Raw genomic sequence first — 25,832 nt, 5'->3', positions numbered from 1 at the left:
GTACCGGCCAACTTGCCAGACCCGATTCAGAAGGCAAGATTCAATCCATTGTCAGAACAGGTTTGGAAGAAGTGTCTTCTCCCTTCAGCAGCATCAGCAACGCAACGGCTGTCAAAGCCGCTCCGACCAATACCAAGGCCGTTGGTGCAGGGCGCCCGAGCCCGATCTCCCACAAGATGACCCAGCTGGGAATCAGATACGTATAAGCCATGACCTTGGCTGCAGGCAGACACAGCGCCGTAAACTGAACAAGTACAAAGCTGGCCGCCGTCGCGAATAGCGAAATGTAGAGCAGCGTTACCCAGACAATCCTGGGTAGGTTCGCCCAATCGGTCGCGCGGATATCGGACCAGCCCCACAGCGTCAGGATAAGGCACCCGGCCACCAGTGTTCCAAAGGTAAACACTACCGCAGGCTCTCCCCGGTTCAGGCGACGCACCATCGGGGTATAGACGGCGTGGGCAGCGCATCCCCAGAAATAGATGATCTCTCCGCCTCCGATCTCGAAGGCCTGAAAAGCCTGCCAATCAGCCCGGAAGATTACCCAAAGCGCGCCGACTGCGCCAACGGTCAGGGCCAGCGCCATGCGCGCGGTAGTGATCTGACGCAGCAGCACCCAGCCAGCCAGAGCCGACATGACCGGCGTCAAGGTAAATACCGCAGCCGCACTGACCGGTGGCGCGGTTTTGAGGCCGTAGAACATCAAGACGAAATACGACCCAAACAACCCGCCCAGGACCAGATAGCGCCAGGGGGCCTGTGTTGCGCTGCGCGATATGCCTGTTGTGGCAAGGGCGGCGATGCCGATCACCACTGCCGCAATGGCAAAGCGTGCCGCAGTGATTGCCGAGGGCGCGATTTCATTCGCTGCCATTGAACCCAGCGAAAAACTGCCCGCAACCAGGGCAGAAAATGTCAGCATGGCAAGATGGCCGCGCGCTTGTGGTGTCACGGCAGCCAACCTTTGGATTGTTCTTTCAGGAAGGACAAAAACGCCTGGACTTTAGTTGTGCGGTGCAAATCCACATGGGTCACCAGCCACAGCTTGCCCGACCATTCGGGCAGAGGCTCCATCACCTCAACCAGATCGGGGTCGCGCATGGCCTCCCACCGGGCCATGAAACCGATACCGGCCCCGGCCAGAACCGCCTCTCGCATGCAGAAATTGTTGGTGCAGCGGAAGGTGATCGCCTGTTCCGGTGCATTGGCACGCAGCCAGCGGGAAAACGGCGCGCGGCTGTTTTCGTCGTCATTGCCGACGAAGTGGTGATTGGCGAAATCCTCGACGCTCGAAGGTTTACCGTGTCGTGCGATATAGCCTTTGCTCGCGAACAGCCCGACTTCTTGCGCGATGAAAGGCTGCACCACGTTGTCCGGCTGATCCGGTGCGGCCCCTGCGCGAATAGCCACATGCGCTTCGCCATATTCCAGTCGAAACAGGCGGTCGCCGGTCAGATAGCGCACAATCAGACCCGGATGGGCTTGCTGAAATTCGCTCAAGGTCGGCACGATCAAAGGCGCAAGCGAGGCCAGCGAGGTCACCACCAGTTCGCCCGAGACATCATCTCCGCGCCCCTTCATGCGGCCAACCAACTGGTTGAACTGATCTTCGGTCGCCTGCGCGACACGCAACAGATCCTTACCTGCTTCGGTCGGTGTATAGCCGCGCGCATGACGCTGAAACAGTTTGACGCCCAGCCGCGCCTCGATCGCGTCGATATGGCGGATCACGGTGGCGTGGTGTACGCCCAATACATCCGCCGCGCCGCTGACCGTTCCCATGCGCGCCACCTGATAGGCGGTTCTTACTTCATCCCAATTGTCCATTGCATCTATTCCACTGTGCAAATTCTAACAATGCTTGTTGATATATCCGAGTTTTGTTCACATTCGCAACAGCCATATTGGGGCGGCAGAAGCTAATTCCACAGTTTAGGACCTCCGAAATGACCAAAACCATCCTGCACATCGACGCCTCAGCCCGCCGCACCGGTTCAGCCACCCGCGATCTGTCCGAACGCGTGGTTCGCCACCTGAACGCCGGGCGTATTATCCGCCGCGATCTCGCCTCTCCCCTGCCCCTTATCACCGAAGACTGGATCGCTGCCAATTTCACCCCCGCCGATCAGCGCGACGTTGTCCAGCAGGACGTTCTGTCCTTGTCGGACGAGCTGGTGTCGGAACTGCAAAAGGCGGATACCATCGTCATCGGCTTGCCGATCTACAACTTCTCGGTCCCGGCAGCCTTCAAAGCCTGGATTGATCTGGTCGCCCGCGCGGGTCTGACATTCGCCTATTCCGAGGAAGGTCCGAAAGGCCTGCTGGATGGCAAACGCGCCATCCTCGCCGTAGCCTCGGGTGGTACCGCTGTCGGGTCCGAGATTGACTTTGCCACCACCTATGCGCGCCATGTTCTGGGCTTCATCGGCATCCATGATGTGGAGGTCATCGCCGCTGATCGCATGGCACTGGACCCCGAAACAACCCTGTCCAATGCGCAGAAAGCTGTCACTGAACTGGCGGCCTGATTGACCTGACCCCCCTGAACCGTCCAGTCTGCGCCGAGGCAATTCAGCAGACTGGGCGTTTCACATGAAGAAGATTGGAATATTGGGCGGTGTTGGCTGGGCCTCAACCGTCGACTACTACCGAGCGATTGCTGAAGGCGCGGGTCGATATTTCGCTGAACGCGGCCACGGATCGCCGCTGCCCATCCCACCCATGACCATCGAATCCGTCACCCAAGCCAAAACCCGCGCCTTGCGCGGCGTGGCCGGTGATGAGGAAAGCTGGTCCGCCTTCGACGCGGTGTTCCGTGAGGCCCTGCTGACGTTGCAAAACGCAGGCTGTGATTTCGGCATCATCGCCTCAAATACTCCCCATGCGCGTCTTCATGCGATCCGCGAGGGTGTCTCGATGCCCATTCTCAGCATTTTTGACGCAACTGCCGACGCGACCGCCTCGACCGGAGCGACCAAAGCTTTGGTCCTTGGCACGACAGTCACCATGCAAGCCCGTAACTACGCCGACCGACTGGCCGCCGAAAACATCACCGCAAACGCCCGCCTGCCCGAGCCCGAGATTGCCGAGATGCAGGCGATGATCGACAGTGATTTCTACGGTGGCGCATCTGACACCGCACATGCGCGCCTGCTGGCGTTCTGCAACAAGCATGCCGCGCCTGGAACTGCGATTTTGTTGGCCTGCACTGAGTTGCCTCTGGCGTTCCCCGACCATCTGGACGATCCGGTGTTCGAGGCGGGTGGCCACTTGTTCATCAACCCGTCTGCCGCCCATGTCGCTGCCGCTTTGAAAGAAGCGCTTGAGGGGTGATCAAGGCAGCCAGGTCACCTCGCATCCGATCTTATCAAAGAACGCCATCAGGTCTTCGCGCGACAAAACAACGGTTCGGTCGTTGACCAAAGGGTGCATGTTGATGACGTCGGCATGCTGCGCGGCGGCGTCCATAAAAAACTTAACGTTGTTCTCAACCCCGTTGATCATCGCCAGCGGGCTGACCGCGCCAGGGCGAATGCCGAGGTTCTGAAACAGCCGATCCGCCGAGCCGAAGGATAAGTTGCCAATCCCCAACTCCGCGCCCAGCGCCTTAAGGTCGATCTCGCGGCTCTGTTCCAGCGTCACCAGATAGTTCCGCTTTTTCTTGTCGCGCAGATACAGGTTCTTAAGCCGCAGCGTGTTTTCGCCCGGCACTATGAACTGGCCCTCGACCCCTTTGGCGTCCTCGACCGTGCGCAGTGGGATATGAGTATGCAACCGATAGGACAGCCCCCACTCATCTAGCTGCGCCAAAAGCGCATCCGAGCTAAGCGGTAATGTATCCTGAAATCCGGATGATGCGTCCATGGGAACCTCCTCGTATAGCGCGCTCATCGCTCAACAGACGGATAAATTCAAGACACGACAGGCGCTGTTTTCGGTGCTAGCGTGCCGCCATGAAAGTCACGCGCAACACTCAGAACCAACTGATCCTGTCGAATACGCCATGGTTCATCGGCATCACGCTGATTTTATTCATTCTGGCATTTGTCGGCGCGGGCGTCTTCATGGCCAGTGAAGGTGGCGAGGGTATCTTGTTCGGCATTTTCTTCGCACTATTCGGCGGGGGGCTGGGGTTTGGCGCCTTCTGCGCTTTCGTCCGGCGTGTGCAGGTCATTCTGGACTGCGATAAGAACAGCATCACTATTCGCAGGCAGTCGGTCTTTGGGTACGAACAAGTGGAGCACGTTCTTTCAAACCTTTCGCACGCGGAAACCGAAAGCACGACCTCACGTAGCGACAATGGCACCTCGACCCTTTATCGCCCTGTCCTGATACTGGATGAAGGCATGAGCGCCGGACGCCATCTCATTGTTGAGGCCTATTCCAGCGGGCGCGGTGCGCATCGGTTGGTGGATGCGGTCAATGACTGGCTTCCAGCACGCAAGGTTGACTCTGCCAGCCAATCGGCCTAAATCGCCGCCAACATCCGGAAGCGTTTGATCTTCCGGTCCCTTGAGTCGTTCAGGGATCGCCCCCCACCAGCGAGTTTCGCCCGTGGGGGCGTTTGTGCATTTAACCGACGCGTCCTATCTAGGGCACGCCACCAGATAACCGGCTAAGGAGGCCGAAGGCATGTTTGAAAATCTATCCGAACGCCTCTCTGGCGTCTTTGACCGGCTGACAAAACAAGGCGCTCTGTCCGAAGAAGACGTCAAAACCGCCCTGCGCGAAGTCCGCGTTGCCCTGCTTGAGGCCGACGTTTCGCTGCCGGTGGCCCGCGAATTTGTCAAGAAAGTACAGGAGCAAGCGACCGGTCAGGCAGTCACCAAGTCGATCACCCCCGGCCAGCAGGTCGTCAAGATCGTGCACGACGCTCTGGTCGACACTCTGCGTGGCGAAGAAGACCCCGGCGCGCTGAAGATCGACAACCCGCCTGCCCCGATTCTGATGGTCGGTCTGCAGGGTTCGGGTAAGACGACCACCACCGGTAAGCTGGCGAAACGCCTGAAAGAGAAAGAGGGCAAGAAGGTCCTGATGGCCTCGCTCGATGTCTATCGCCCGGCGGCAATGGATCAGTTGGCCGTTCTGGGCACGCAGGTCGGCGTCGATACGCTGCCGATCGTACCTGGCCAGAAACCGGTCGACATCGCCAAGCGCGCCAAACAGCAGGCAACGCTGGGCGGCTATGACGTCTACATGCTCGACACCGCGGGCCGTCTGCATATCGACGAAGTCCTGATGGACGAGGTCGAGCAGGTCCGCAACGCGGTTGACCCGCGCGAGACCCTGCTGGTGGTTGACGGTCTGACCGGTCAGGTCGCCGTTGAGGTAGCCGAGGAGTTCGACGCCAAGGTCGGCATCTCAGGCGTGGTCTTGACCCGGATGGACGGCGATGGGCGCGGCGGTGCGGCGCTGTCTATGCGCGCGGTCACCGGCAAGCCCATTCGCTTTGTTGGTCTGGGCGAGAAGATGGACGCGCTCGAAACCTTCGAGCCGGACCGGATCGCCGGTCGTATTCTGGGCATGGGCGACATCGTTGCTCTGGTCGAAAAAGCCCAGGAAACGATGGAGATGGAACAGACCGAGCGCATGATGAAGCGCATGGTCAAAGGTCAGTTCAACATGAACGACCTGAAAATGCAGCTTGAACAGATGATCCAGATGGGCGGCATGCAGGGCATGATGGGCATGATGCCGGGCATGGGCAAAATGGCGAAGCAGATGGATCAGGCCGGTCTGGATGACAAGATCCTGCGCCAGCAGATCGCCATGATCCAATCCATGACCAAACGCGAACGCGCGAACCCGCAACTGCTGCAGGCAAGCCGCAAGAAACGCATCGCGGCGGGTTCGGGGATGGAAGTCAGCGACCTCAACAAACTGCTCAAGATGCACCGGCAGATGTCGGACATGATGAAGAAAATGGGCAAGATGGGCAAAGGCAAGATGCTAAAACAGGCCATGAAAGGCATGTTCGGCAAAGGTGGTCCCTCGCCAGAGGAAATGGCTGCAGGTATGGACCCCAAGGCGCTGGAACAGGCCGCCAAGGCAATGGGCGGCAAAATGCCCGGCGGTCTGCCCGGACTGGGTGGCGGCATGGGTCTGCCCCCGGGGCTAAGTGGTTTTGGTAAGAAAAAGTGACGTCAGCACGCTGCACCCAGCCCCCGTCCGGAAAGGCGGCGATGGCAGCAGCGCAATATCGCGCAGCCCTGCCGGTCATTCAGACCCGGCGGCTGGTTCTGCGCGCGCCTATTCTGGACGACCTGCCGGTATGGACGTCGATCTGCAAGGACAGCTTTGGCGATAGCGAACAGGACGCCTGGACTGAGTTTTCCTACTACACATCGGGCTGGCTTTTGCATGGGCATGGCCTGTTCACGGTCTCGCTAAAGGACGACGATCAGGTCATTGGCTTCGTCATTCTGGGCCTCGAATGGGACGACCACGAGCCCGAGCTTGGCTATATGTTCGGAAGCAAGTTCCGCATGCAAGGTTACGCGACTGAAGCGTGCAGCGCTGTTCGCGATTTTGGCTTCGATCTGCTGGGGACCGGCCGGTTCGTAAGCTATGTTTCGCAGTCCAACACACGTTCGAACGCATTGGCGCAGCGTCTGGGTGCGACTCGCGACGCCGTTGCCGAAAGCGCCATTGGTCCAACACAACATGTCTGGCGGCACGGCGAGGTGGAGGCATGAAATTCGCTCTGCCGATCCCGACGCTCGAAACCGAACGCCTGATCATGCGCGCACCGTCCGAGGCTGACCTGGACGCGGATACGGCGTTCTTTGCCACCGACGCCGCGCGGTTCGTCGGCGGACCGTTGCGCCGGGATGAAGTGTGGCGGGTGTTCGCCTCGCTTCTGGGCCATTGGGCCGTGCGCGGCTATGGCTATTGGAGCGTCGATGAAAAAGACACCGGTACCTATGTTGGCCGTATCGGACTGTGGTTCCCCGAAGGCTGGCCCGAGCCCGAGGTCGGCTGGACCCTGCTGAACCACGCCACCGGCAAAGGATATGCGACCGAGGCCGCTTTGACTGCTCGATCCTATGCCTATGATGTTCTGGGGTGGGCGACCTCGATCTCTCTGATCGATCTGGACAATACCGCCAGCAAGGCCGTGGCCAAGCGGATGGGTGCTCAGTTCGAATATCACTATGAGCACCCTAAATATGGCACTTCGGAAATCTGGCGGCATCCTTCGCCAGGTGATCTGGTCAATGGCGGCGTGGAGGCATACGCATGACCACGTTTACCATCCCCACCGTCGAGACCGAACGACTGATCCTGCGCGCGCCGCACCTGGACGATCTGCCCGCGATGACCAAATTCTTCGCGACCGAGCGCAGCCATATGGTCGGCGGCCCCAAGGACGCGCTGGAAAGCTGGAGCTCTCTGTCGAACCGGTTGGGCCATTGGGCGCTGCGTGGTTATGGCCTGTGGCACCTGACCGAAAAGGCCAGCAGCGCATTTGTCGGCTGGGCCGGCATGATCTACGTCCCCGGTTGGGCCGAACCTGAACTAGGTTGGACGCTGATGGCTGAGGCCGAAGGCAAGGGACTTGGTTTTGAGGCAGCCCAAGCTGCGCGCGACTTTGCGGCGCGGCATCAAGGCCTGAACGGTGTGATTTCATACATCGCTCATGCCAATGACCGCTCGCGCGCTTTGGCCGAACGGCTAGGCGCAACGCTGGAGATTGAAAGGGCCGAGCTACTGGGCAAGCATGCTCAGATCTGGCGCCATCCGCAGATTGATTTGACCACCGAGAGGACCGGCCAATGAACAACCCCGTGACACAAGCTGCCGCGCTGTTGAAGGATCACCGCGAAAGCATCGACCGGTTGGATGCGATCCTTGTCTATACGCTGGGCGAGCGGTTCAAGCACACGCAGGCTGTTGGCAAGCTCAAGGCCGCACACGACCTTCCCCCGTCCGATCCTTCGCGCGAGGCTGCGCAGATCGCACGGTTAGAAGACCTGGCGAAAGAGGCCGATCTGGACCCCGATTTCGCCAAGGCTTTCCTGAATTTCATCATTCAGGAAGTCATCCGACACCATAAGAAACATCAGAACTAACCGGTACCTACGCCGGATACGCCATTCAAAGGAGATACCACCATGGCAATGAAAATTCGTCTCGCCCGCGGCGGCTCGAAAAAGCGTCCCTTCTATCGCATTGTTGCGGCTGACAGCCGTATGCCGCGCGATGGCCGTTTCATCGAGAAACTGGGCACCTACAACCCGCTGCTGCCGAAAGACAGCGAAGAGCGCGTGAAAATGAACATGGAGCGCATCCAGTACTGGCTGGATCAGGGCGCACAGCCCACCGACCGTATCGCACGCATGCTGGAAGCTGCTGGCGCACGCGACAAGGCCGAGCGCAACAACCCCAACAAGGGTACTCCGGGCAAGAAAGCTCAGGAACGCGCAGAAGAAAAAGCGGCCAAAGCTGCTGAGGCGGCTGAAGCTGCTGCTGCACCGGCTGAAGAAGCTGCGGCAGAAGAATAAGCAGGCGGGCGCGTGCGGGATCAGGCTTTTACCGACGATTTTCGCACGCAGTTCGATCTGTTGATGCGGCTCCGGCGCGATGTGCGCCGGTTCCGCATGGACGCGGTAGACGAGGCAGTGCTAATGCGCTGCCTCGACGCGTTTCGACTGGCCCCTTCAGTGGGGCTGAGCGAACCCTGGCGTGTGATCCGCGTCGAAACTCAGGCGGCGCGTGACGCGGCGCTGAAGAATTTCCAAACCGCAAACGAACAGGCGCTGACCGGATATTCCGGCGAAAAGGCGCAGCTGTATAGCCAGTTGAAACTGACCGGGATGAAAGAAGCCCCGGTGCAGCTGGCCGTGTTTTGCGACGATGCCACCGACAAAGGCCAAGGTCTGGGCGCGGGTACTATGCCCGAGATGCGGCGCTATTCTGTGGTCTCTGCCATCACCTTGTTCTGGCTTGCCTTGCGGGCAGAAGGGTTGGGTCTAGGCTGGGTCTCGATCCTAGATCCGGACCAGATGGCACGCGATCTGGATGTGCCCGCGGACTGGCGGCTGATCGGTTATTTCTGTGTTGGCCGACCCGAATGCGTTTCGGATACGCCTGAATTGGAACAGGTCGGCTGGGAAAACCGCAATGACACTTTGCCCATCGAGGTGCGCTAGGCATGTTCGGATTGTTACGGCTTCCCATACTGCTGGCGATCGCCTTTATTGTGGGCGTATTCTTCGAACGCTCGAACCAGCGCGAGGCGTGCGAGGTGATCGGGCAATGGCGGGACGGGCTATGTGTGACGGATGGTCAAAATGAGTGATCTGATTTGCGTGGGCAGTATCGCGGGCTCGTATGGGGTGCGCGGGGAGGTGCGGCTGAAAAGCTTCTGCGCCGTCCCTGAGGATATCGAGGGCTATTCGCCGCTGACCGATGAGGCTGGAAAGGAGCGCTATCCGGTGGTCCTGACCCGCGCAATCAAGAATGGTTTCGCCGCACGGCTGGGTGGGATTGAGTCCAAAGAAGAGGCGGATGCGCTGAACGGTCTGCGCCTCTATGCGCGACGCGATCAATTGCCGTCGCTGCCGGATGATGAGTTCTACCACACCGATCTGATCGGGCTTGAGGTCTATGACACCGGCGGCACCTTGTTGGGCCGGGTGAAGTCAGTTCAGAACCACGGCGCGGCGGACCTGTTGGAACTGCACGGTCCTGGTCTGAAAGCCACCGTGCTGCTGCCCTTCACGCTGGAGTCGGTACCTACAGTTGATCTGGACAAAGGCCGCATCGTTGCTGATCCGCCCGAGGGCCTGCTGTAATGCGCCGTGTGCTGCTGCATCTGGGTCTTCACAAGACCGGGACGACGGCGGTACAGTCCTTTCTGTTCGAAAACCGCTCATTGATCTGGCCGCACCATGCGCTGGTTCTGCCCTACAGAACCCGGAAAACCGGCCTGTCCGAGGCCGCTACGCGCTATTCGGTCTATGGCACACCCGGCGCGATGAGTGATTTCAAGGATCAGATGCGGCACTTTCTGAATTCGCTGGAATTCGGCCAGAAACGCGGGCTGGTCTTGAGCGAAGAAAACTTTTCGGGCCTGCGCCCCAGCCGCAATGTAGCGGTGGGATATGAAGCCGCGCCCGAGCTTGCCTCTTGTCTGGTTGGCCTGATCCGAGACCGGTTCGCTGGCAAAGATGTGCATATCACGCTCTACTACTCACTGCGGCAGCGTGGAAGCTGGCTGCGCAGCCTGTGGGCGCATGATCTGCAGCGCTCGCGCCTGATCCAGGATTTTGAAACCTACCGCGCGCGGCTTGAACCCGTGCCCTCACCCCAGATCGCGGCAGAGGCGGTGCGGGATCGCCTGCCCTCAGTGTCAGTCCGAACCGAATGGCTGGAAGACCTGCAGGGCCTGCGCTATGGACCCGGAAATACCTTTGCCGAATTCCTGGACCTACCCAAGGACAAGGCCGCCGAATTGGTCGGCCCGACCCGATCCAACCCACGACTGCCCGAAGATATCCTGCAGCAGATGTTAGAGATGAACCGCTCGGCTCTGGACGACGCGGCGCTGATCGACCAAAAAGCGGCTCTGGTTCAACGCGTCCAAAATGACCTGATCGGCTTAAGATGACAGAAAAACCTGGAAAGTCCCATGGCCGCAAAGCCATCCGCCCGACGCTGAAGCCGCGCGAGTTGATGACGCCGACGCCCGATCTGCATGGGGTGTGGAAGGCCAAGATCATCACCCTTTTCCCTTCGGCCTTTCCCGGAGTGCTGGGCGAAAGCCTGACCGGCAAGGCTCTGCAGGAAGGGCTGTGGCAATTGGAAACCGTCGATCTGCGCCAGTTCGGGGTTGGCAAGCATCGCAATGTGGATGACACCCCTGCAGGTGGCGGTGCGGGCATGGTCCTGCGTGCCGATGTGCTGGGAGAGGCCATCGAGCACACGATGGCAGGCATCCGGGGCAACTGGCCACTGATCTACCTAAGCCCACGCGGGCGACGGATGGACCAGCAGATGATGCAGAGTCTGGCGCGCTGCGATGGCATGACCTTGCTTTGTGGTCGGTTCGAGGGCGTCGATGAGCGGGTGCTTGAGCATTACGGCGTGCAAGAAGTTTCCTTGGGCGATTTCGTCATGACCGGAGGCGAGATCGCGGCGCAAGCCCTGATCGACGCTACGGTGAGGCTGATCCCTGGCGTTCTGGGTAATCAGGCTTCGGCTGAGGAAGAAAGCTTCTCCTCCGGCCTGCTGGAGCATCCGCAATACACCCGCCCCGCAGACTGGAAAGGCCGTCCGATCCCGGACATTCTGATGTCGGGCCACCACGGTCGCATCGCGGACTGGCGTCATGAGATGTCGGAAGAGATCACCCGCGAACGGCGGCCCGATCTTTGGGATGCATATCAGAAATCCAAGGACAACGACTAAGGCTAGCGGGTCGCTTTCCAGAGCGCCCAAGTCTCAGGCGTACCATTAAAGGTGTTGATGTCGACCTTGCCCTGAACCCCCGGCACCAGACCTGTGCCGGTATACTGCCAGAACCGCCAGATCGCGCTTGGATAAACATTGCGAGGATGTCCGGCGACCGAACGCAGCCAGAACTCGGTCTTGGGCAGCCGGCCAATGTCGGTGTCGCGGTAAAAGTCGACCGTTGTATAGACAATCGGGCGGCGCCCATAATGGCGTTCCAGAATATCCAGGAATTTTTTTGCCTCGGCCCGGACGGTTCGCCCATCGGGGCGCAGGGTGCAGGTTTTGGAATGCGGCGTCCATTCCATGTCCAGCACATGCGGCAGATCGGCCCCTTTGGGCACGTTTTGGATGAACCAACGGGCCTGCTCATGAGCTGGGCGGCAGAAATAGTAATAGTGGTAGGCACCCCAAGGCACACCAGCAGCCTGTGCACCGCGCCGATGTTCTTCAAACATCGGATCGGAGAAATCCCCACCCTCGGTGGCCTTGATGAACGCGAAACTGACACCGGATTTCTGGGCGGTGCGCCAGTCAATCGGCCCCTGCCAGCGCGATACATCAAGCCCGTGCACCGGGTAATGGCCGGGGTGGCGACCCTCCCATTCATGCGGGTCGGCGTCACCAAACGCGGGATAGATGATCGAAGGCGGGGTCGTGTCCGCAAAGGCCTGCGGTTCAACCGCCTGAGGCTGGGGGCCGCGGCGGCCACATGAGAAGAGTGCAAGCGCTATGACGGCCAGCAGGAGTGCTTTGCGCATCTTTTGGTCCTGTATCAAATTTCTGCTCTGATAATTGAACCCAGAATGCCTGATCTGGCCGCCAAGGCAACGATGTATTTGACCGATGGCGAAAACACACCGTCATCCGCAGTGAATCGTGCCAGTTTAGGCTTGATCCCTGCACACAAAGCCCTTAAAGCAGCGCAATCCGGTGCCGCATTACGCGACTCCGGTGTTTTGGTTTGCATCCTGACGTGACGCCCGGCTTTCTTCAGCCCCGGCGCGACAGGGCGGACCGGACCAAAAGGAACATTCGATCTGACCTCTGGCGGGCTGTACGCAGGACCCGGTGAAGACCAAGAGCTCTCAGCCCGTGCCCAAACTTCGTGGACCAACCACGAGCAGATAGGAGTAACTGCGATGGACCTAATCGCACAGCTTGAGGCGGAACAGATTGCCGCCCTGGGGAAAGACATCCCCGATTTCAAAGCCGGTGACACCATTCGTGTCGGCTTTAAAGTGACCGAAGGGTCACGTACCCGTGTGCAGAACTACGAAGGCGTCTGCATCGCACGTAAAGGTGGCAACGGCATCGCCGGTTCGTTCACCGTTCGCAAAATCTCGTTTGGCGAAGGTGTGGAACGTGTGTTCCCGCTGCATTCGACCAACATCGACAGCATCACCGTTGTCCGCCGTGGCCGCGTTCGTCGCGCCAAACTGTACTACCTGCGCTCGCGCCGTGGTAAATCCGCGCGTATCGCAGAGGTCACCAACTACAAGCCCAAGGCTGGCGCCGAGGCGTAAGGAGCGGAAAGATGAAAAAAGACATCCATCCCGATTATCACCTCATCGACGTCAAAATGACCGATGGCACCGTGGTTCAGATGAAATCCACCTGGGGTGCCGAAGGCGACCAGCTGGCCTTGGAAATCGACCCCTCCGTGCACCCCGCATGGACTGGTGGTTCGTCGCGCTTGATGGACGCTGGCGGCCGCGTGTCGAAGTTCAAAAAGAAATACGAAGGTCTGGGCTTCTAATCCCAAACCGCTCGAATTCAAAAGACCGTCCCTTGGGGCGGTCTTTTTTTATTGCAACAGATCAAGATAAAGCCAGCGCGCACCATTAAGTTCTGTCAGGTCAACTATGTGCCTGCCATTTTCATATTGATGCGCCATTGGAGGAAGGGCCCGGCCCGGATCAACGGACCTCAGTTTGAGGTCAGCGGAGGCGGTAATCTGCAAAATGCCCGTAACCGGTTCGACCCGGAAGGCAGCTGATTGAGGTTCGACAGGAACACTTCGCCCTGAAATCGAAATCAAAATCTGACGCGATTGTGCAATGTCATTGCCATCCAGACTTTGAACTGCCACCGCCGCCACGGGTGTCGTGATGTCGAATACAACATTTCTGGTCGTAATTACCTCGTCATGGAAAAAGCCTGCCGCAATCTGACTCTTTCCCGTGTCCACCGTGAACCGGGCATTGCCAAAGTCGCGCTGAAACTCGCCCGTATCTGCGGCAACAACGGTGGCATCCTCTGCCAGATATGATCTGTCAAGATCAAGCGGGCCGTATTCGTCGCGGTTAAATTTGGTCGCCGCGAGCCACGGCAATGCACGAGTCTCGGGCATACATGTTACCACCCTGCTTTGTTCAAACACTGTCCGTATGGCAACTGATGTTTCCGGAGACACCGGACGGCCAAAGAACGTGTCCTCATCCAAGCAAATCGCGTACGTATTCTCGGCTTGCTTGACATGGCCTTCCCGGAACAGAAGGGCTGCGGCGGGCATCATCCATATCATCCCGGGATCTTCGGCCATAGTCCAATTGGTTGGCGATGTAGGTCGGTTCAGAGATTGCTGTGAGTAGCCATAGATCATCATGGCATCCCAGCCTTGATGCGCCGCACTTGTCGCCACACGGAGCGGTGTGATGAACCTATCTTCTGCGGGAAACTCCCCAATGTTCCACTCTGAAACGCTAAGCGGCATACCTTCGACCTGCGCGATCGCGATCCATTCCAAAAAACCACTCTGTTGGCGCGGGTCAAAACCGATTTCACCAACTGCTCCATAACTATGCGCGTCGATTATGGACCCAACGGTCAGCGATGGCAGACCCGCGATTGTCATCCCGCCCCAAAGGCTCGTTGTCGAGATCAGACCTTCAAATCCAGTGTCGCGAACAGCGGGGATCAGTTGTTCGTTAAAACGGCGTTCAAGATCGTTCAGAAAAATCTTTGAGTCGCCGTGCTCCCATGTCCGCCAGGTTTCATCGGGATCAAGCCCGTTGCCGCGCGCAAATTCATCTGCCATAGCCATGAATAGTTCACTATGCATAGGTACATTCTTGTTCGGGAGGAGAGCATTGCCGAAGTGATGCGTAAGGTCGTTTTCGTTCGTCAACATCACGGCGACAACTGCCGGGTCCTCGGCATACGTAAGACCCGTCAAAGAATTTTCGTGGCCCAAATAGGCGTTCTGGAATTCGATCATTCGCGCCTCAATACTGGGCGAGATGTAGTTAAAGCCTCTGACATCGGCAATATCGTCATCCCCAGCAATCTCATCGAACCCGGAAATTCCGTCCTGCTGCGTAAACCTTCGACCTACATGGAGATCAAGCCATACGTAAATTCCTTGCCTCTTGAGCGCTGCAATCCAAGCGTCAAGCCTTTGCATCGACGCTGGGTCGAGGTTAAGCGTATCAGAGGGATCTGATCCGAAGACGTTAGGACCCACCCAATGAGAATCGTGGTGGTGAATTCTGACAAGGTTAATCCCCAACCGCGCCATCCTTTGGGCATGCAGTTCGACTGAATTCAGGTTGGTGTGAAATAACGCATATGCCTGTAGATTAACGCCCCAAAAACGGACTGGCGTCCCATCCTCAAACACCAATGCACCGTCTTGCGCTAGAATTTTTCCGTGAAACCCGGCAGGTTTATGATTGAGCCAACTCAGGTCAGGAGTCGGTGCATAGGACAGCACCCTATCTATTGGCCATTTGTCCGAAGCCGAGGATTCTTGTGCCAAAGTGCATACGGGCAAGGTACACAGTGATAAGAGGACATACAGAAACCGTTTCGTGATACCAAATAGACTCATTAACTTTTCCAATACCAATACATCCACATCATAACCTCAGTTCCGGTAGCCGCTATTCACAAAAGTTGTGCTTCCGGGGTACCAGTTGTGTTTTCGCTATGCTCAACTCAGAGCATGAAGCAAGCCCCAAACCCAGAATCGCACTTGAAACCGTGCGCTATCGGGTCAGGTTTACCGCGCTATGCACAGGCGGAACGGGCCCTCTGAGCAGCAGCAATGCCAGCAGCATCCCAACCAGTGCGACACCGGCAGCGATCAGCATCACACTGTCAAAAGCATCATCCTGAAGATCACGCAGAGCACGTGCCAGTGTTGCGCCAGTATCCGGATCAAGCCCAGCGATAAGCTGCTGTACCTGACTGGCTGTACCATGGGTCAACGCATGAGCCAGATCGGCCCGTTGCTCTGATCCAGCGGGTAATGCGGCGATCACTTCGGACAGTCCCCTACGGGTGGTGATCGCCTCGGCCAGCCCACCGACCACGGCACCAAGGGTCGCACCAAAATAGAGGAACGCGTTCACCACACCCGAACCCTGCCCCATGTGCTCTTCTGGCAACAAGCGCAGCCCGAGACGAGGCAGCAATGAAAACCCGATGCCAAGCCCGGTCCCTATGATCAGCAGCTTCCACCAGATCCCGCCCATGCCGGTCGTGTTCGTAGTCATTGTCAACAGCAAAAAACCACACGCCATGAAACCCATGCCAAGTATCACGGGCCATTGGAAGCTATAGGGTGCCAGAAAGCGCGGCGCGATCACGGACACAACGAACATGCTGAGGCTCAACGGCAGGATCGCCACACCTGCACCGACGGCCGATAAGCCAAATGCATCGGGCGACTGCACAAACACGTTGAAATAGACAAAGAAGCTAAACAGCGCGAAGCCGGTGATGAACATCCCCGCCGCTGCCATGAAATAGCGGGGATGACGGAAATAACGCAGCTCGATCAGAGGGTCTGCGCTTCGGCGCGAGGTGATAATCAACGCAATCACCGCAATCGCTGAAACGCAGAGTGGGATTAGTGTCGAACTGGAGGTCCAGCCCTGGCTTTCGCCATTGCTAAGAGCGAAGGACAGCGGACCGAGCAGCAGGACCAAAGCAACGGCACCAGCCAGATCAAACTTCGCACCAGCAAGCCGCGTGTCAGGGACATAATGTTCCTTGCTCACCCGTAACCCAACCAAAAATGCAACCAGCAGCAGCGCGAGATCGGTGGCAAACACGCCCCGCCAACTGAGGTAATGCGCGAACGCGCCGCCCAAGATCGGACCCACACCGATCGCCAACCCAACGATCGCACCCCAGGCGCCGGTTACGCTGGCCCGCTGATCTTCTGGCGTCGCCGCCGTCAACAATGACAGAGAGGTGCCAAACAACGCCGCAGCCCCTGCGCCCTGAGCCCCTCGGCCTATCAACAACATGGCAGCATCCTGCGAAAACAGCACCAGGGCAGAGCCAAGGGCAAACACAATCATCCCGGCAAAGAATACGCCGACCTTGCCGGTAATATCACCCAGCCGGCTAACGATGGTAACAAGTGTGGCGCTCACCACCGTATAGATTGCCATCACCCATTGCAGGCTGGATGGTGACAGATCAAATTCGGTTTTCAGGTTGGGCAGGATCGTCGCAACGGCGGTCGAATTGAACCCAACCACCATCATGCACAGCGCCGTCATTATGAGAACCAGGCGCCCCCCACCGGAGCCTGAATTGTCATCAGTGACGCTTGCTGGCATCTGTGTACTCCTCCCTCGTTCAGGAATAGCCTGCTGGCCTTCGTGGCGCATAGCTTAGCGCTGTGTTGTTCCTATTATTAAACGGTTTTTCGTTGGTGCGTATAGTTTTTCCGCAAGGCGAGCTTTGCCCACTTCAGACCCAGTAAGACAGTGCCACCGGCAACACCAAAATCGTGGTCAGGGTTGAAACCAGAATGAACCCGGCCACGTCGGGCCCGTATTCCGGTACATGTTGATCAATGAATAGATATGTTGCGACGGAAGACGGCATCAGGCAGCACAGGATCACCGCCCCCCGCTCGGCCCCCGTGAAGTCGAAAGCCCAGACCAGCGCGCTTGCAATCACCATGGCCATCACCAGGTGCAACGCGGTCAGCAATACAGCGCGTCTAAGGCTTGATATCCGCAGCGTCGCAAGCGTGTGCCCCAACGTCAGCAGCATCAGCGGAATCGAGAGACCACCCAGTATGTCAAAGGATTTGGCGACCGGTTGTGGAAGGTTATAGCCCGTGGTCATCAGCACCAGAGACAGCGCTACCGCGTAAATGATCGGAGATGTAGCAAGTTTTCTGGGTGAGAACTCCCCAGCCGGAATCCACATACCGATCGTGAAAATACTGATCAGCACAACAACCACAAATCCCATCGTATAAGCCATGCCGGCATCCCCCAACGCCAGTAAGGTTATGGGAAGACCGATATTGCCGACATTGCCGTGCATAAGCGGCGTTAAAAACGCCCGCGCTGGCAACCGCATCAGCTTGAGCGCGACAAACCCCAACACTCCAAATCCTGCGATCGCCAAAGCGGCTGCTGTCATCACGTCAAGAAACGTGCCGACCGCGATTTTGGTGGTCGACAAGTGCGAGATGATCAAGGTTGGATACCCGACCCTCGATACGATTCCACCAATGACCTTATTGTCGAACGGAGCACGGATTAGTGCCAGACAATAACCGATTCCAGCACAAATCAGGACGGGCAGAACCACGTTCAGGACGTTCAAAAACAGATGGTCCAATTGCTGTCCTTAATCACAATTCCTCGATCCCGACAGTGAAATACGGGCGTCTGTTTGGCAAGGAGTTACCCTAAACCCAACCCATCACGCGTTTTTCCAAAATAGAGCCTGATAAAGCTACTCGGGACGGCCCGAGGTTCTTCCCTTCCACGCTCACACAACATATAGTGGCTGCCACAACGTGTAGATAAACACGGCGGGACTTGGGAATACAGGCATGGCACATATCATCGTGGTCGGGAACGAAAAAGGCGGCGCAGGTAAATCGACCGTGTCAATGCATGTTGCCACTGCCCTGGCCCGACTGGGGCATAAGGTCAGCACGCTTGATCTCGACTTGCGGCAGCGCAGTCTGGGCCGGTATTTCGAGAATCGCCTGAACTTCCTCAACGGCTCGGACCTGTCTCTGCCCAGTCCGCGTCATCACGACCTGCCCGAGATTGACGCCAGCGCGCTGAAACCCGGCGAGAATATATATGACCACCGCCTGTCGGCTGCCGTCGCAGAGCTGGAAAGTGACAGCGATTTTATCCTGATCGATTGCCCCGGATCGCATACGCGCCTCAGCCAGGTGGCCCATTCACTGGCCGATACGCTTGTTACGCCGCTGAACGACAGTTTCATCGATTTCGACCTGCTGGCGCGGATCGATTCCAAGGGTGAGAAAATCCTTGGCCCGTCGGTCTATTCCGAAATGGTTTGGAACGCGCGCCAATTGCGTGCTCAGGCCGGCTTGAAACCGATCGACTGGGTGGTGGTGCGTAACCGGGTCGGGACGCAGCGCATGGTCAATAAGGAAAAGATGCAACGCGCCATCGAGATGCTGTCGCAGCGCATCGGTTTCCGGGTGGCATCTGGTTTCTCTGAACGGGTTATCTTTCGCGAACTTTTTCCGCGCGGGCTAACCCTGCTGGACCTCAAGGATATTGGCGTCAAACAGCTCAATATCTCGAACATCGCTGCGCGGCAGGAATTGCGCGACATGATGAAAGAATTGAACCTGCCGGGGGTTGAGATCGATTTTTAGAGGCTCAACGGTGGTGGAGCCTTCAAAGGTCTAGGGTAGTTCTTGTTGGGCGGGGCTGATTGAGCTTTGCCCGTGATCGCTTCAACGTACTCTGTCTTAATCTTGTAGGTGATTTTCTCTGGGAGTTTTCTTAACTTTCTTTTTACTCTATCGGAACAATTGCTGAACCAGGGTGACATATTGCCTTCGGCTTTGATTTTCAGCTCAACACGAACATAGTGTTTACTAGCCGACATTTTCTCAGCGTTTTTTGCGGCTTTGAAAAAATTGTATAAAGAGGTTTCAAACTTCTCCATAACAGCATTTTTGTTGCGATCCAGCGGCACCAAGTTTTCGGATTTTCCAGACCCACCCAGTTTTTGCGCTAATAAGTGGCCACGAACCCACCGCTGCGAGTTCAGTTCCGCGTAATCCGCAAGTTCAAGTATACCCGTGAGCTTGAGCTCTTTGAGTATGGAATCGACTGATCGCATTCGTTCGATCTTTTTGACATCAAGGCTGGAAACAGCGGCGGTAACATCTGATATCTTGATGAAGTCGCGCACATTCCAGTTTGTATTGAATTCATCAACGATCACACAATCGCTTTTGCTTGCACTCTGCCCTCGATTTAGGCAGGTCGATGTAAGAGTAGCGATCGCGGCTCTGCCACCATAAACCTTATCGCTTGGGGCATAATCCACTGAGAATTTTGGAATTTTTATTGCCATCACTCGTACAGGTTCCCAACTGATCAATACCAAAACTAAAGAGTTGCATTTTTCTAAATTGCGATAGTTCAATGTTGTATCAAGAACTGAAGAAAAGCTCCGTTCCGGTACAATGATAGATTTTCGGTTGCCCCAACGTCAACCAACTCCGCATCGGAAGCCTACACCCGCGATATTTTATCGCCTATCACGATCTAGTTCGCTGCATGGTAGACCGTAAACAGCTCTTTCGGCTCTGCCACACCTCGCAGCATATAGCGCCCAACTGAGATCAGATCCTGATCGCAAGGCTGAGCCGCACGGGCCACATCATCCGAGATCAATATTCGCTGCCCCAACGAACGATGCATCCCGGCGATACGGGATGTCTGATTCACGGTCGGGCCGATGACCGTAAAATCAAGACGGCTGTCGGCACCGATATTGCCATAAAGGATCTCGCCCGCATGCAGGGCCAGCGTGTAGTTCGAAACGGGCTGCCCGCGCTCCTTGCGCAGGCTATTCAGCTCGGCCATACGCTCCTGAAGCATTGTCGCGGCAGCCAGAGCGGCACGGGCGTCGGCATCAATTTCGCCCACATCAAACATCGCCATAACCCCGTCGCCCATAAATTTCAGAATATTACCATCACATTGATGAACCACATCCACCACCGCAGCGAGGTAGTCATTCAGCATGTCGATGACTTCAATCCCCGGAAGCTCTTCCGACAGGCTGGTGAAACCTTCGAGATCGAAATTCCAGATCACCGCATCGATTTGCTGCAAAGACCCCCGGCGGATTTCGCCGGACAGGACCCGCCGCCCGGCATCACGTCCCAGGTAGACACGCATCAAGTCCTTAGACACCCGGGCGTTCGAGGCCGACTTCAAGGCTAAACCCAGATGTGGCAGCGCAGTTTCGATCACTTCCAGATCATCGTCGCCGAACCCTTCGGGCGCGTTGCTGGCCCAGGACATCAGCACGCCATCAATTGACATTTTTGCATCGTGCGGGTTGGTTTGGCTGGGCACGTCAAAGCTAATACCAGTCGCGTAATAGTCCGTGGCACCGTTTTCCCGCAATTCATTCAGCAATGGAAATCGGCTGGGTTCATTCTGATCGACCAGACGTTCGCGGATCGCGTCGACGTCCTCGTTCAGAATGACGTAGAGCGGGCTTTTGGTCCAAACCTCGCTGGGCTCCTCGGAGTATTCGAAAGTTTGGAAATCACCGCCCCGATCCTGATACCAGCTGTATCCAGTGCCACCGTAGACCGGATGCAATGCCGGTTGCGCTGCGTGGAACCGCATCAAAGGCACGCCAAGTTCGAGCAGCTGGTTGCAGTAACCGTCCAGCAGCTCTTCTTTGTCGGCCCCTTCCAAACCTCGGGCAACAAGCCAATCGATCAGATTATGGGATTTTGCCGTTGGGGACTCCGGCTTGGTCATTTCACAGTCCTGTGTTTGTTATGGCGTTGATCTGGGGATCATTGCCCCAGATTACCAGAGTGCTATTCCATTCCAGCTAGACGTCGCAGCATCATGCGCAGCAATGCGGCTTCGCCGGTCGTAAAATGGGCTGCAAGCTTGGCGTCATAATCGCGCGCAATTCCGCGTAGCTCACGATACACATTCTGGCCAGAGGTTGTCAGCGTCAGTCTTTCAACTCTGCGGTCGTTTTCGTCCCGCGTCCGTTTCAGATATCGGCGCTGTTCAAGCTTGCGCACAGCGCGGCTGACTTTGGTCTTATGGATCTTCGCGCGCAAGCCGATTTCCTTGGCCGTCATCTCACCATAATTCCCAAGGTGAAAAAGCACCCGCCATTCGGTACGCAACATCCCATATCGATTCTTGTAGACGCGCTGAAATTCGAGCGAGCTTTCCTCGGCCGCCTGATTCAACAGGAATGGCAGGAAATTTCGCAAATCAAACTCATCTTTTTCGTCATTATTCTGTTGTGTCATCCTTGTTAGTTACAAAATCAACTATTATCCGACAAGCACCAACTTGAAGGAGCGCCCGATGAATCGCCCCACCGATCCGCATAAGATGACCCAAGCTAGCACCCCTGTCGGAACCCATCCCGGCTATATGCCCGGCTTTGGCAATGACTTTGAGACCGAAGCCCTGCCCGGCGCGCTGCCGCAGGGCATGAACAGCCCGCAGAAATGTAACTATGGGTTATATGGTGAACAACTGAGCGGCACCGCCTTCACTGCCAACCCGCCCGAACGCACGTGGTGCTATCGCATCCGGCCATCGGTGAAGCATTCGCATCGGTATGTGAAAATCGACCTGCCTTACTGGAAATCAGCTCCCTGCGTTGATCCGGACGTGATCTCTCTGGGCCAATACCGCTGGGATCCAGTGCCACATTCGGATGAAGGCCTGACCTGGTTGACCGGCATGCGCACCATGACCACGGCCGGGGATGTGAATACCCAAGTTGGCATGGCCAGCCACATCTATCTGGTCACAGAATCGATGGTGGACGAGTACTTTTTCTCGGCAGATTCAGAATTGCTAGTCGTCCCGCAGGAGGGTCGGCTTCGATTTGCCACTGAAATGGGTATCATCGATCTGGAACCGAAGGAGATCGCGATTATCCCACGTGGGCTGCTCTATCGCGTCGAGGTGCTGGAAGGCCCCGCGCGCGGTTTTGTTTGCGAGAATTACGGACAGAAGTTCGAACTACCCGGGCGCGGACCGATTGGGGCCAACTGCATGGCGAACCCACGCGACTTCAAAGCTCCGGTGGCAGCGTTTGAGGATCGCGAGGTGCCCTCGACCGTGACGATCAAATGGTGCGGGCAGTTCCACACCACCAAGATCGGTCACAGCCCGCTGGATGTGGTTGCATGGCATGGCAATTACACGCCTTACAAATACGATCTGAGCACCTATTGCCCGGTCGGAGCGATCCTGTTCGACCATCCCGATCCGTCGATCTTTACCGTCCTCACCGCACCCTCAGGCCAGCCGGGCACTGCCAATATCGACTTTGTGCTGTTCCGCGAGCGCTGGATGGTTATGGAAGACACGTTCCGCCCACCCTGGTATCACAAAAACATCATGTCCGAACTGATGGGCAACATCTACGGTCAGTACGACGCCAAACCGCAAGGGTTCATCCCGGGCGGCATGAGCCTGCATAACATGATGATCCCACACGGGCCCGACAAGGAAGCTTTTGAAAAGGCGTCGAATTCGAACCTCGGCCCGGATAAGTTGGAAAACACCATGTCTTTCATGTTCGAAACCCGCTTCCCGCAGCACCTGACCGGTTTTGCCGCAACCGAGGCCCCGCTGCAGGACGATTACATCGATTGCTGGAGCGACATCGAAAAGAAATTCGACGGAACCCCCGGCAAGAAGTAAGTACCGCTCAAGTCCTAAGATTTTTCGTCGAAAAATCTTGGCCTCGAACAAAGGTTTGGAGACAAGATGCCTTTAATCAAATCCTGGGTCTCATCGGCCAATTCCGCCGATCACCCATTTCCACTGAACAACCTGCCTTATGGCGTATTCTCTACAGAAAGCACCGAGCCCCGCTGTGGGGTGGCTATCGGTGACATGATCTTTGACGTCACCGCCGCCGAGGTCGATGGGCTAATCGCACTCTCGGACGAGCCGCTCTTTGATCTGCCGTTTTGGAATCCGTTGATGGAAGAAGGCCCTGCCGTATGGGCCGCCTTGCGCGACCGCCTGATCGCTCTGCTGGCCGAAGGCTCAGACGCGCAGCACAAGATCGAAGGCCTGCTGATCCCGCAGGACGAGGCCGAGATGCATATGCCCTTTGCCGTCAGCGAATACACCGATTTCTACGCGGGACGCCATCACGCCCAGAACGTAGGCACCATGTTCCGTGGCGCTGAAAATGCGCTGCCACCGAACTGGCTGCACATCCCCATCGGCTATAACGGGCGCGCCTCTTCGGTGGTTGTTTCGGGCACCGATATCCGCCGCCCTTGGGGTCAACTGAAATCCCCCGATCAAGACCTGCCCGCCTTCCTGCCCTGCCGCCGCTTTGATATCGAGCTTGAGATGGGTGCGATCGTCGGCACACCGTCTGACGGCCCGATTTCTGTGCAGGAAGCCGATGACAACATCTTTGGATACGTCCTGCTGAATGACTGGTCCGCGCGCGATATTCAGGCGTGGGAATACCAACCGCTGGGGCCGTTTCAGGCCAAGGCGACAGCGACCTCGATCAGCCCGTGGATCGTGACCAAAGCGGCGCTGGAGCCATTTCGCTGCGACACGTCGGATCGTGAGTTTGCCCTGTTGGATCACCTGAAAGATTGTGGACCGATGCTGTATGACATTGATCTGGCCGTGACCATGGCACCCGAAGGCAAAGACGCCACGACCATCGCGCGGACCAATTACCGCGAGATGTACTACTCGGCGGCACAGCAGTTGGCGCATCACTCGACGTCTGGCTGCCCCATGAACACAGGCGACCTGCTGGGATCCGGCACCATCTCGGGCCCGACCAAACCGGAACGCGGCTCATTACTGGAACTCAGCTGGGGCGGGAAAGAACCACTGAGGCTGGACACCGGCGAAACCCGCAATTTTATCGAAGATGGTGACACCATGACTCTGACCGGCGCGGCCAAGGGCGACGGCTACACCATCGGCTTCGGCGATTGCGTGGGCACTGTGCTGCCAGCGTTAAGCGACCCTTATGCGCGCTGATTGATGTTTGGGCTCGACCATATCCAGATCGCGCTTCCCGAAGGTGGCGAATCCACCGCCCGGAAATTCTGGTGCGATGCTCTGGGGTTGAGCGAACTGCAAAAGCCCGAAGCCCTGCACGCGCGTGGTGGCCTCTGGCTGGCGCTGGGTCAGTGTGAACTTCACTTGGGTGTCGAGAAAGACTTCTCGCCAGCCCGCAAAGCCCATCCGGGTTTCGCCGTCGATGATCTGGATGCGATCGCCGCTCAGATCGAATGTTACGGTCAGAAATTGCGCTGGGACACAACACTAAATGACCGCCGCCGGTTTTTCACCGAAGACCCCTTTGGAAACCGGCTCGAGTTTTTGCAAAAGGATTGAGAGATGGCCAAGGCATTCGCGTCCCAGGGGGACATGTCGGAAAAGAAAATCAGCTTCACCGAGGTGGGCGAAGGGCTTTACGCCTTCACCGCCGAAGGCGACCCAAACTCGGGCGTGATCATCGGCGATGACAGCGTGATGATTGTCGAGGCGCAGGCGACCCCGCATCTGGCCAACAAGGTGATCGAATGCGTGCGCTCGGTCACGGACAAGCCGATCACCCATGTGGCGCTAACGCATTACCACGCAGTTCGTGTGCTCGGCGCCAGCGCTTTTGGCGCGCAGCAAATCCTGATGTCGGACATGGCTCGCGCCATGGTTGTTGAACGGGGCCAGGAGGATTGGGACAGCGAATTCCAACGCTTCCCCCGCCTGTTCGAAGGGCATGAGAGCATCCCGGGCCTCACATGGCCCACCACCACATTCAGCGACACCATGACCGTCTATCTGGGCAACCGCCGGATCGACCTGATGCATCTGGGCCGCGCCCATACGGCAGGCGATATCGTCATCCATGTGCCCGATCAGAATGTCATGTTCACCGGAGACATCGTCGAATACCACTCGGCCTGCTATTGCGGCGACGGGCATTTCAGCGACTGGGGAGATACGCTGGATGAGATCAAGTGGTTTGACGTGGACGCTATCGCTCCGGGACGCGGCGACGCATTGGTCGGTAAGGACATGGTCAATGCGGCCATCGAAAACACCCGCAATTTCGTCGAAAGCACCTATCGCCCGGCGGCCAAGGTCGCGGCGCGCGGTGGCAGCCTGAAAGAAGCATGGGACGCAGTTCGCGCCGAATGCGATCCCAAATTCGCCGATTACGCAATCTACGAACATTGCCTGCCGTTCAACGTGGCCCGCGCCTATGACGAGGCGCGCGGCATCGACACACCCCGTATCTGGACCGCCCAGCGCGATCTGGAGATGTGGGAGGCCCTGCAGGGCTAAGATTTCCGGGCCGAATTTGATCCAGATCGTGGCGGCCCGGATTTGACG

General features: G+C 57.4%; 32 protein-coding genes. 22 read left to right on the top strand and 10 right to left on the bottom strand.

From position 1 onward, the window contains the following. Positions 1-40 precede the first annotated feature (40 nt). Together ACRZ91_RS07895 and ACRZ91_RS07890 are read right to left on the bottom strand one after the other, a co-directional pair. A complete protein-coding gene (locus ACRZ91_RS07895; protein WP_480904000.1) occupies positions 41-952 on the bottom strand; it encodes a DMT family transporter in 912 nt (303 codons plus the stop codon). Next, the gene (locus ACRZ91_RS07890; protein WP_260024630.1) at positions 949-1,827 is read right to left on the bottom strand and encodes a LysR family transcriptional regulator; all 879 of its coding nucleotides are present in this window, start codon (positions 1,825-1,827) and stop codon (positions 949-951) included. The genes ACRZ91_RS07895 and ACRZ91_RS07890 overlap by 4 nt, the downstream gene beginning before the upstream one ends. 119 nt (positions 1,828-1,946) lie before the next feature. On the opposite strand from ACRZ91_RS07890, the gene ACRZ91_RS07885 reads away from it, so the two are divergent. Both ACRZ91_RS07885 and ACRZ91_RS07880 read left to right on the top strand, forming a co-directional pair. Further along, the gene (locus tag ACRZ91_RS07885) at positions 1,947-2,528 is read left to right on the top strand and encodes an FMN-dependent NADH-azoreductase (RefSeq protein ID WP_480457301.1); all 582 of its coding nucleotides are present in this window, start codon (positions 1,947-1,949) and stop codon (positions 2,526-2,528) included. A 64-nt stretch (positions 2,529-2,592) separates the two neighbouring features. Then, positions 2,593-3,333: an aspartate/glutamate racemase family protein gene (locus ACRZ91_RS07880; RefSeq protein WP_480903996.1), complete on the top strand. Its 741-nt coding sequence runs from the start codon at positions 2,593-2,595 to the stop codon at positions 3,331-3,333. Here the strand turns inward: ACRZ91_RS07880 and ACRZ91_RS07875 are convergent, their stop codons facing one another. Continuing rightward, positions 3,334-3,864, bottom strand: coding sequence for a prolyl-tRNA synthetase associated domain-containing protein (locus ACRZ91_RS07875; RefSeq protein WP_480903993.1), 531 nt, complete (start codon positions 3,862-3,864; stop codon positions 3,334-3,336). 89 nt (positions 3,865-3,953) lie between these two features. On the opposite strand from ACRZ91_RS07875, the gene ACRZ91_RS07870 reads away from it, so the two are divergent. From ACRZ91_RS07870 to trmD, 12 genes are all read left to right on the top strand, one after another. Further along, positions 3,954-4,472, top strand: a complete 519-nt coding sequence (locus tag ACRZ91_RS07870; protein ID WP_480903990.1) for a hypothetical protein — start codon at positions 3,954-3,956, stop codon at positions 4,470-4,472. A gap of 160 nt (positions 4,473-4,632) precedes the next feature. Further along, positions 4,633-6,141 carry a signal recognition particle protein gene (ffh, locus tag ACRZ91_RS07865; RefSeq protein ID WP_170475757.1) on the top strand — a complete coding sequence of 503 codons (1,509 nt, stop codon included), beginning with the start codon at positions 4,633-4,635 and terminating at the stop codon, positions 6,139-6,141. Between the two features lie 41 nt (positions 6,142-6,182). Beyond that, positions 6,183-6,695 carry a GNAT family N-acetyltransferase gene (locus ACRZ91_RS07860; protein ID WP_480903987.1) on the top strand — a complete coding sequence of 171 codons (513 nt, stop codon included), beginning with the start codon at positions 6,183-6,185 and terminating at the stop codon, positions 6,693-6,695. Then, positions 6,692-7,243, top strand: a complete 552-nt coding sequence (locus ACRZ91_RS07855; protein WP_480875375.1) for a GNAT family N-acetyltransferase — start codon at positions 6,692-6,694, stop codon at positions 7,241-7,243. The genes ACRZ91_RS07860 and ACRZ91_RS07855 overlap by 4 nt, the downstream gene beginning before the upstream one ends. Further along, a complete protein-coding gene (locus tag ACRZ91_RS07850) occupies positions 7,240-7,779 on the top strand; it encodes a GNAT family N-acetyltransferase (protein ID WP_480903984.1) in 540 nt (179 codons plus the stop codon). Before ACRZ91_RS07855 ends, ACRZ91_RS07850 begins: the two co-directional genes overlap by 4 nt. Continuing rightward, positions 7,776-8,072 (top strand): chorismate mutase, encoded by a 297-nt coding sequence (locus ACRZ91_RS07845; protein ID WP_170392662.1) that lies wholly within the window; start codon positions 7,776-7,778, stop codon positions 8,070-8,072. Before ACRZ91_RS07850 ends, ACRZ91_RS07845 begins: the two co-directional genes overlap by 4 nt. Positions 8,073-8,114: 42 nt before the next feature. Further along, positions 8,115-8,504, top strand: coding sequence for a 30S ribosomal protein S16 (gene rpsP, locus ACRZ91_RS07840; protein ID WP_010437590.1), 390 nt, complete (start codon positions 8,115-8,117; stop codon positions 8,502-8,504). A gap of 12 nt (positions 8,505-8,516) precedes the next feature. After that, entirely contained in the window at positions 8,517-9,152 is a 636-nt protein-coding gene (gene bluB / locus ACRZ91_RS07835; RefSeq protein ID WP_480903981.1) for a 5,6-dimethylbenzimidazole synthase, read from the top strand. 2 nt (positions 9,153-9,154) lie between these two features. After that, positions 9,155-9,301 carry a hypothetical protein gene (locus tag ACRZ91_RS07830; RefSeq protein WP_010437588.1) on the top strand — a complete coding sequence of 49 codons (147 nt, stop codon included), beginning with the start codon at positions 9,155-9,157 and terminating at the stop codon, positions 9,299-9,301. Beyond that, positions 9,294-9,797, top strand: coding sequence for a ribosome maturation factor RimM (gene rimM / locus ACRZ91_RS07825; protein ID WP_480903977.1), 504 nt, complete (start codon positions 9,294-9,296; stop codon positions 9,795-9,797). The genes ACRZ91_RS07830 and rimM overlap by 8 nt, the downstream gene beginning before the upstream one ends. Next, complete coding sequence (locus ACRZ91_RS07820) at positions 9,797-10,612, top strand: hypothetical protein (RefSeq protein WP_480903974.1); 816 nt, start codon at positions 9,797-9,799, stop codon at positions 10,610-10,612. The genes rimM and ACRZ91_RS07820 overlap by 1 nt, the downstream gene beginning before the upstream one ends. Beyond that, positions 10,609-11,412 carry a tRNA (guanosine(37)-N1)-methyltransferase TrmD gene (gene trmD, locus ACRZ91_RS07815; protein WP_480903971.1) on the top strand — a complete coding sequence of 268 codons (804 nt, stop codon included), beginning with the start codon at positions 10,609-10,611 and terminating at the stop codon, positions 11,410-11,412. Before ACRZ91_RS07820 ends, trmD begins: the two co-directional genes overlap by 4 nt. A gap of 2 nt (positions 11,413-11,414) precedes the next feature. Here the strand turns inward: trmD and ACRZ91_RS07810 are convergent, their stop codons facing one another. Beyond that, positions 11,415-12,215: a glycoside hydrolase family 25 protein gene (locus tag ACRZ91_RS07810; protein WP_170475741.1), complete on the bottom strand. Its 801-nt coding sequence runs from the start codon at positions 12,213-12,215 to the stop codon at positions 11,415-11,417. A 45-nt stretch (positions 12,216-12,260) separates the two neighbouring features. Between ACRZ91_RS07810 and ACRZ91_RS07805 the strand changes: the two genes are divergently transcribed. The 3 genes from ACRZ91_RS07805 to rpmE all read left to right on the top strand — a co-directional run bounded on the left by ACRZ91_RS07805 (position 12,261) and on the right by rpmE (position 13,213). Next, complete coding sequence (locus ACRZ91_RS07805; protein ID WP_480903968.1) at positions 12,261-12,434, top strand: hypothetical protein; 174 nt, start codon at positions 12,261-12,263, stop codon at positions 12,432-12,434. Between the two features lie 162 nt (positions 12,435-12,596). After that, entirely contained in the window at positions 12,597-12,980 is a 384-nt protein-coding gene (gene rplS, locus ACRZ91_RS07800; RefSeq protein WP_010437578.1) for a 50S ribosomal protein L19, read from the top strand. 11 nt (positions 12,981-12,991) lie between these two features. Next, positions 12,992-13,213, top strand: a complete 222-nt coding sequence (gene rpmE / locus ACRZ91_RS07795) for a 50S ribosomal protein L31 (protein WP_170542971.1) — start codon at positions 12,992-12,994, stop codon at positions 13,211-13,213. Between the two features lie 48 nt (positions 13,214-13,261). Here the strand turns inward: rpmE and ACRZ91_RS07790 are convergent, their stop codons facing one another. The 3 genes from ACRZ91_RS07790 to ACRZ91_RS07780 form a co-directional block, all read right to left on the bottom strand. After that, positions 13,262-15,286, bottom strand: coding sequence for a cellulase family glycosylhydrolase (locus tag ACRZ91_RS07790; protein ID WP_480903965.1), 2,025 nt, complete (start codon positions 15,284-15,286; stop codon positions 13,262-13,264). A gap of 157 nt (positions 15,287-15,443) precedes the next feature. Then, positions 15,444-17,030, bottom strand: coding sequence for an MFS transporter (locus tag ACRZ91_RS07785; RefSeq protein WP_480903962.1), 1,587 nt, complete (start codon positions 17,028-17,030; stop codon positions 15,444-15,446). Positions 17,031-17,163: 133 nt separating this feature from the next. Next, entirely contained in the window at positions 17,164-18,051 is an 888-nt protein-coding gene (locus ACRZ91_RS07780) for an AEC family transporter (protein WP_480903959.1), read from the bottom strand. A gap of 217 nt (positions 18,052-18,268) precedes the next feature. On the opposite strand from ACRZ91_RS07780, the gene ACRZ91_RS07775 reads away from it, so the two are divergent. Further along, a complete protein-coding gene (locus tag ACRZ91_RS07775) occupies positions 18,269-19,078 on the top strand; it encodes a division plane positioning ATPase MipZ (RefSeq protein WP_010437571.1) in 810 nt (269 codons plus the stop codon). On the opposite strand, the gene ACRZ91_RS07770 is transcribed toward ACRZ91_RS07775, so the two are convergent. The 3 genes from ACRZ91_RS07770 to ACRZ91_RS07760 all read right to left on the bottom strand — a co-directional run bounded on the left by ACRZ91_RS07770 (position 19,075) and on the right by ACRZ91_RS07760 (position 21,733). Then, positions 19,075-19,860 (bottom strand): DNA/RNA non-specific endonuclease, encoded by a 786-nt coding sequence (locus ACRZ91_RS07770; RefSeq protein WP_480903956.1) that lies wholly within the window; start codon positions 19,858-19,860, stop codon positions 19,075-19,077. The genes ACRZ91_RS07775 and ACRZ91_RS07770 overlap by 4 nt on opposite strands. A 122-nt stretch (positions 19,861-19,982) precedes the next feature. Further along, positions 19,983-21,218 (bottom strand): adenylate/guanylate cyclase domain-containing protein, encoded by a 1,236-nt coding sequence (locus ACRZ91_RS07765; RefSeq protein WP_480903953.1) that lies wholly within the window; start codon positions 21,216-21,218, stop codon positions 19,983-19,985. Between the two features lie 62 nt (positions 21,219-21,280). Further along, positions 21,281-21,733 (bottom strand): MarR family transcriptional regulator, encoded by a 453-nt coding sequence (locus tag ACRZ91_RS07760; RefSeq protein WP_170542960.1) that lies wholly within the window; start codon positions 21,731-21,733, stop codon positions 21,281-21,283. A 58-nt stretch (positions 21,734-21,791) separates the two neighbouring features. Between ACRZ91_RS07760 and hmgA the strand changes: the two genes are divergently transcribed. The 4 genes from hmgA (at position 21,792) to ACRZ91_RS07740 (ending at position 25,784) form a co-directional block, all read left to right on the top strand. Further along, a complete protein-coding gene (gene hmgA / locus ACRZ91_RS07755) occupies positions 21,792-23,147 on the top strand; it encodes a homogentisate 1,2-dioxygenase (RefSeq protein ID WP_170475725.1) in 1,356 nt (451 codons plus the stop codon). Between the two features lie 66 nt (positions 23,148-23,213). Beyond that, positions 23,214-24,470, top strand: coding sequence for a fumarylacetoacetase (gene fahA, locus ACRZ91_RS07750; protein ID WP_480903950.1), 1,257 nt, complete (start codon positions 23,214-23,216; stop codon positions 24,468-24,470). A 3-nt stretch (positions 24,471-24,473) separates the two neighbouring features. After that, positions 24,474-24,830: a VOC family protein gene (locus ACRZ91_RS07745; RefSeq protein WP_480903947.1), complete on the top strand. Its 357-nt coding sequence runs from the start codon at positions 24,474-24,476 to the stop codon at positions 24,828-24,830. Positions 24,831-24,833: 3 nt separating this feature from the next. Then, positions 24,834-25,784, top strand: a complete 951-nt coding sequence (locus tag ACRZ91_RS07740) for an MBL fold metallo-hydrolase (protein WP_480903944.1) — start codon at positions 24,834-24,836, stop codon at positions 25,782-25,784. The last annotated feature ends 48 nt before the right edge of the window (positions 25,785-25,832 follow it).

This window comes from Ruegeria sp. O11, from assembly GCF_056535285.1.
The sequence above is the reverse complement of the archived record's forward strand: the minus strand, read 5'-3'. Positions and strand labels throughout refer to the sequence as shown.

Bases quoted from the DNA above. Each gene is read 5' to 3' on its own strand.
- ACRZ91_RS07870 (WP_480903990.1), top strand. From the start codon at position 3,954: ATGAAAGTCACGCGCAACACTCAGAACCAACTGATCCTGTCGAATACG.
- ACRZ91_RS07740 (WP_480903944.1), top strand. From the start codon at position 24,834: ATGGCCAAGGCATTCGCGTCCCAGGGGGACATGTCGGAAAAGAAAATC.
- fahA (WP_480903950.1), top strand. From the start codon at position 23,214: ATGCCTTTAATCAAATCCTGGGTCTCATCGGCCAATTCCGCCGATCAC.
- ffh (WP_170475757.1), top strand. From the start codon at position 4,633: ATGTTTGAAAATCTATCCGAACGCCTCTCTGGCGTCTTTGACCGGCTG.
- ACRZ91_RS07860 (WP_480903987.1), top strand. From the start codon at position 6,183: ATGGCAGCAGCGCAATATCGCGCAGCCCTGCCGGTCATTCAGACCCGG.
- ACRZ91_RS07875 (WP_480903993.1), bottom strand. From the start codon at position 3,864: ATGGACGCATCATCCGGATTTCAGGATACATTACCGCTTAGCTCGGAT.
- ACRZ91_RS07765 (WP_480903953.1), bottom strand. From the start codon at position 21,218: ATGACCAAGCCGGAGTCCCCAACGGCAAAATCCCATAATCTGATCGAT.
- ACRZ91_RS07830 (WP_010437588.1), top strand. From the start codon at position 9,155: ATGTTCGGATTGTTACGGCTTCCCATACTGCTGGCGATCGCCTTTATT.
- ACRZ91_RS07845 (WP_170392662.1), top strand. From the start codon at position 7,776: ATGAACAACCCCGTGACACAAGCTGCCGCGCTGTTGAAGGATCACCGC.
- rplS (WP_010437578.1), top strand. From the start codon at position 12,597: ATGGACCTAATCGCACAGCTTGAGGCGGAACAGATTGCCGCCCTGGGG.
- ACRZ91_RS07810 (WP_170475741.1), bottom strand. From the start codon at position 12,215: ATGCGCAAAGCACTCCTGCTGGCCGTCATAGCGCTTGCACTCTTCTCA.
- rpmE (WP_170542971.1), top strand. From the start codon at position 12,992: ATGAAAAAAGACATCCATCCCGATTATCACCTCATCGACGTCAAAATG.
- rimM (WP_480903977.1), top strand. From the start codon at position 9,294: ATGAGTGATCTGATTTGCGTGGGCAGTATCGCGGGCTCGTATGGGGTG.
- ACRZ91_RS07805 (WP_480903968.1), top strand. From the start codon at position 12,261: ATGCCTGATCTGGCCGCCAAGGCAACGATGTATTTGACCGATGGCGAA.
- ACRZ91_RS07890 (WP_260024630.1), bottom strand. From the start codon at position 1,827: ATGGACAATTGGGATGAAGTAAGAACCGCCTATCAGGTGGCGCGCATG.
- ACRZ91_RS07790 (WP_480903965.1), bottom strand. From the start codon at position 15,286: ATGAGTCTATTTGGTATCACGAAACGGTTTCTGTATGTCCTCTTATCA.
- ACRZ91_RS07745 (WP_480903947.1), top strand. From the start codon at position 24,474: ATGTTTGGGCTCGACCATATCCAGATCGCGCTTCCCGAAGGTGGCGAA.
- rpsP (WP_010437590.1), top strand. From the start codon at position 8,115: ATGGCAATGAAAATTCGTCTCGCCCGCGGCGGCTCGAAAAAGCGTCCC.
- hmgA (WP_170475725.1), top strand. From the start codon at position 21,792: ATGAATCGCCCCACCGATCCGCATAAGATGACCCAAGCTAGCACCCCT.
- ACRZ91_RS07855 (WP_480875375.1), top strand. From the start codon at position 6,692: ATGAAATTCGCTCTGCCGATCCCGACGCTCGAAACCGAACGCCTGATC.
- ACRZ91_RS07760 (WP_170542960.1), bottom strand. From the start codon at position 21,733: ATGACACAACAGAATAATGACGAAAAAGATGAGTTTGATTTGCGAAAT.
- ACRZ91_RS07880 (WP_480903996.1), top strand. From the start codon at position 2,593: ATGAAGAAGATTGGAATATTGGGCGGTGTTGGCTGGGCCTCAACCGTC.
- trmD (WP_480903971.1), top strand. From the start codon at position 10,609: ATGACAGAAAAACCTGGAAAGTCCCATGGCCGCAAAGCCATCCGCCCG.
- ACRZ91_RS07820 (WP_480903974.1), top strand. From the start codon at position 9,797: ATGCGCCGTGTGCTGCTGCATCTGGGTCTTCACAAGACCGGGACGACG.
- ACRZ91_RS07785 (WP_480903962.1), bottom strand. From the start codon at position 17,030: ATGCCAGCAAGCGTCACTGATGACAATTCAGGCTCCGGTGGGGGGCGC.
- ACRZ91_RS07775 (WP_010437571.1), top strand. From the start codon at position 18,269: ATGGCACATATCATCGTGGTCGGGAACGAAAAAGGCGGCGCAGGTAAA.
- ACRZ91_RS07885 (WP_480457301.1), top strand. From the start codon at position 1,947: ATGACCAAAACCATCCTGCACATCGACGCCTCAGCCCGCCGCACCGGT.
- ACRZ91_RS07850 (WP_480903984.1), top strand. From the start codon at position 7,240: ATGACCACGTTTACCATCCCCACCGTCGAGACCGAACGACTGATCCTG.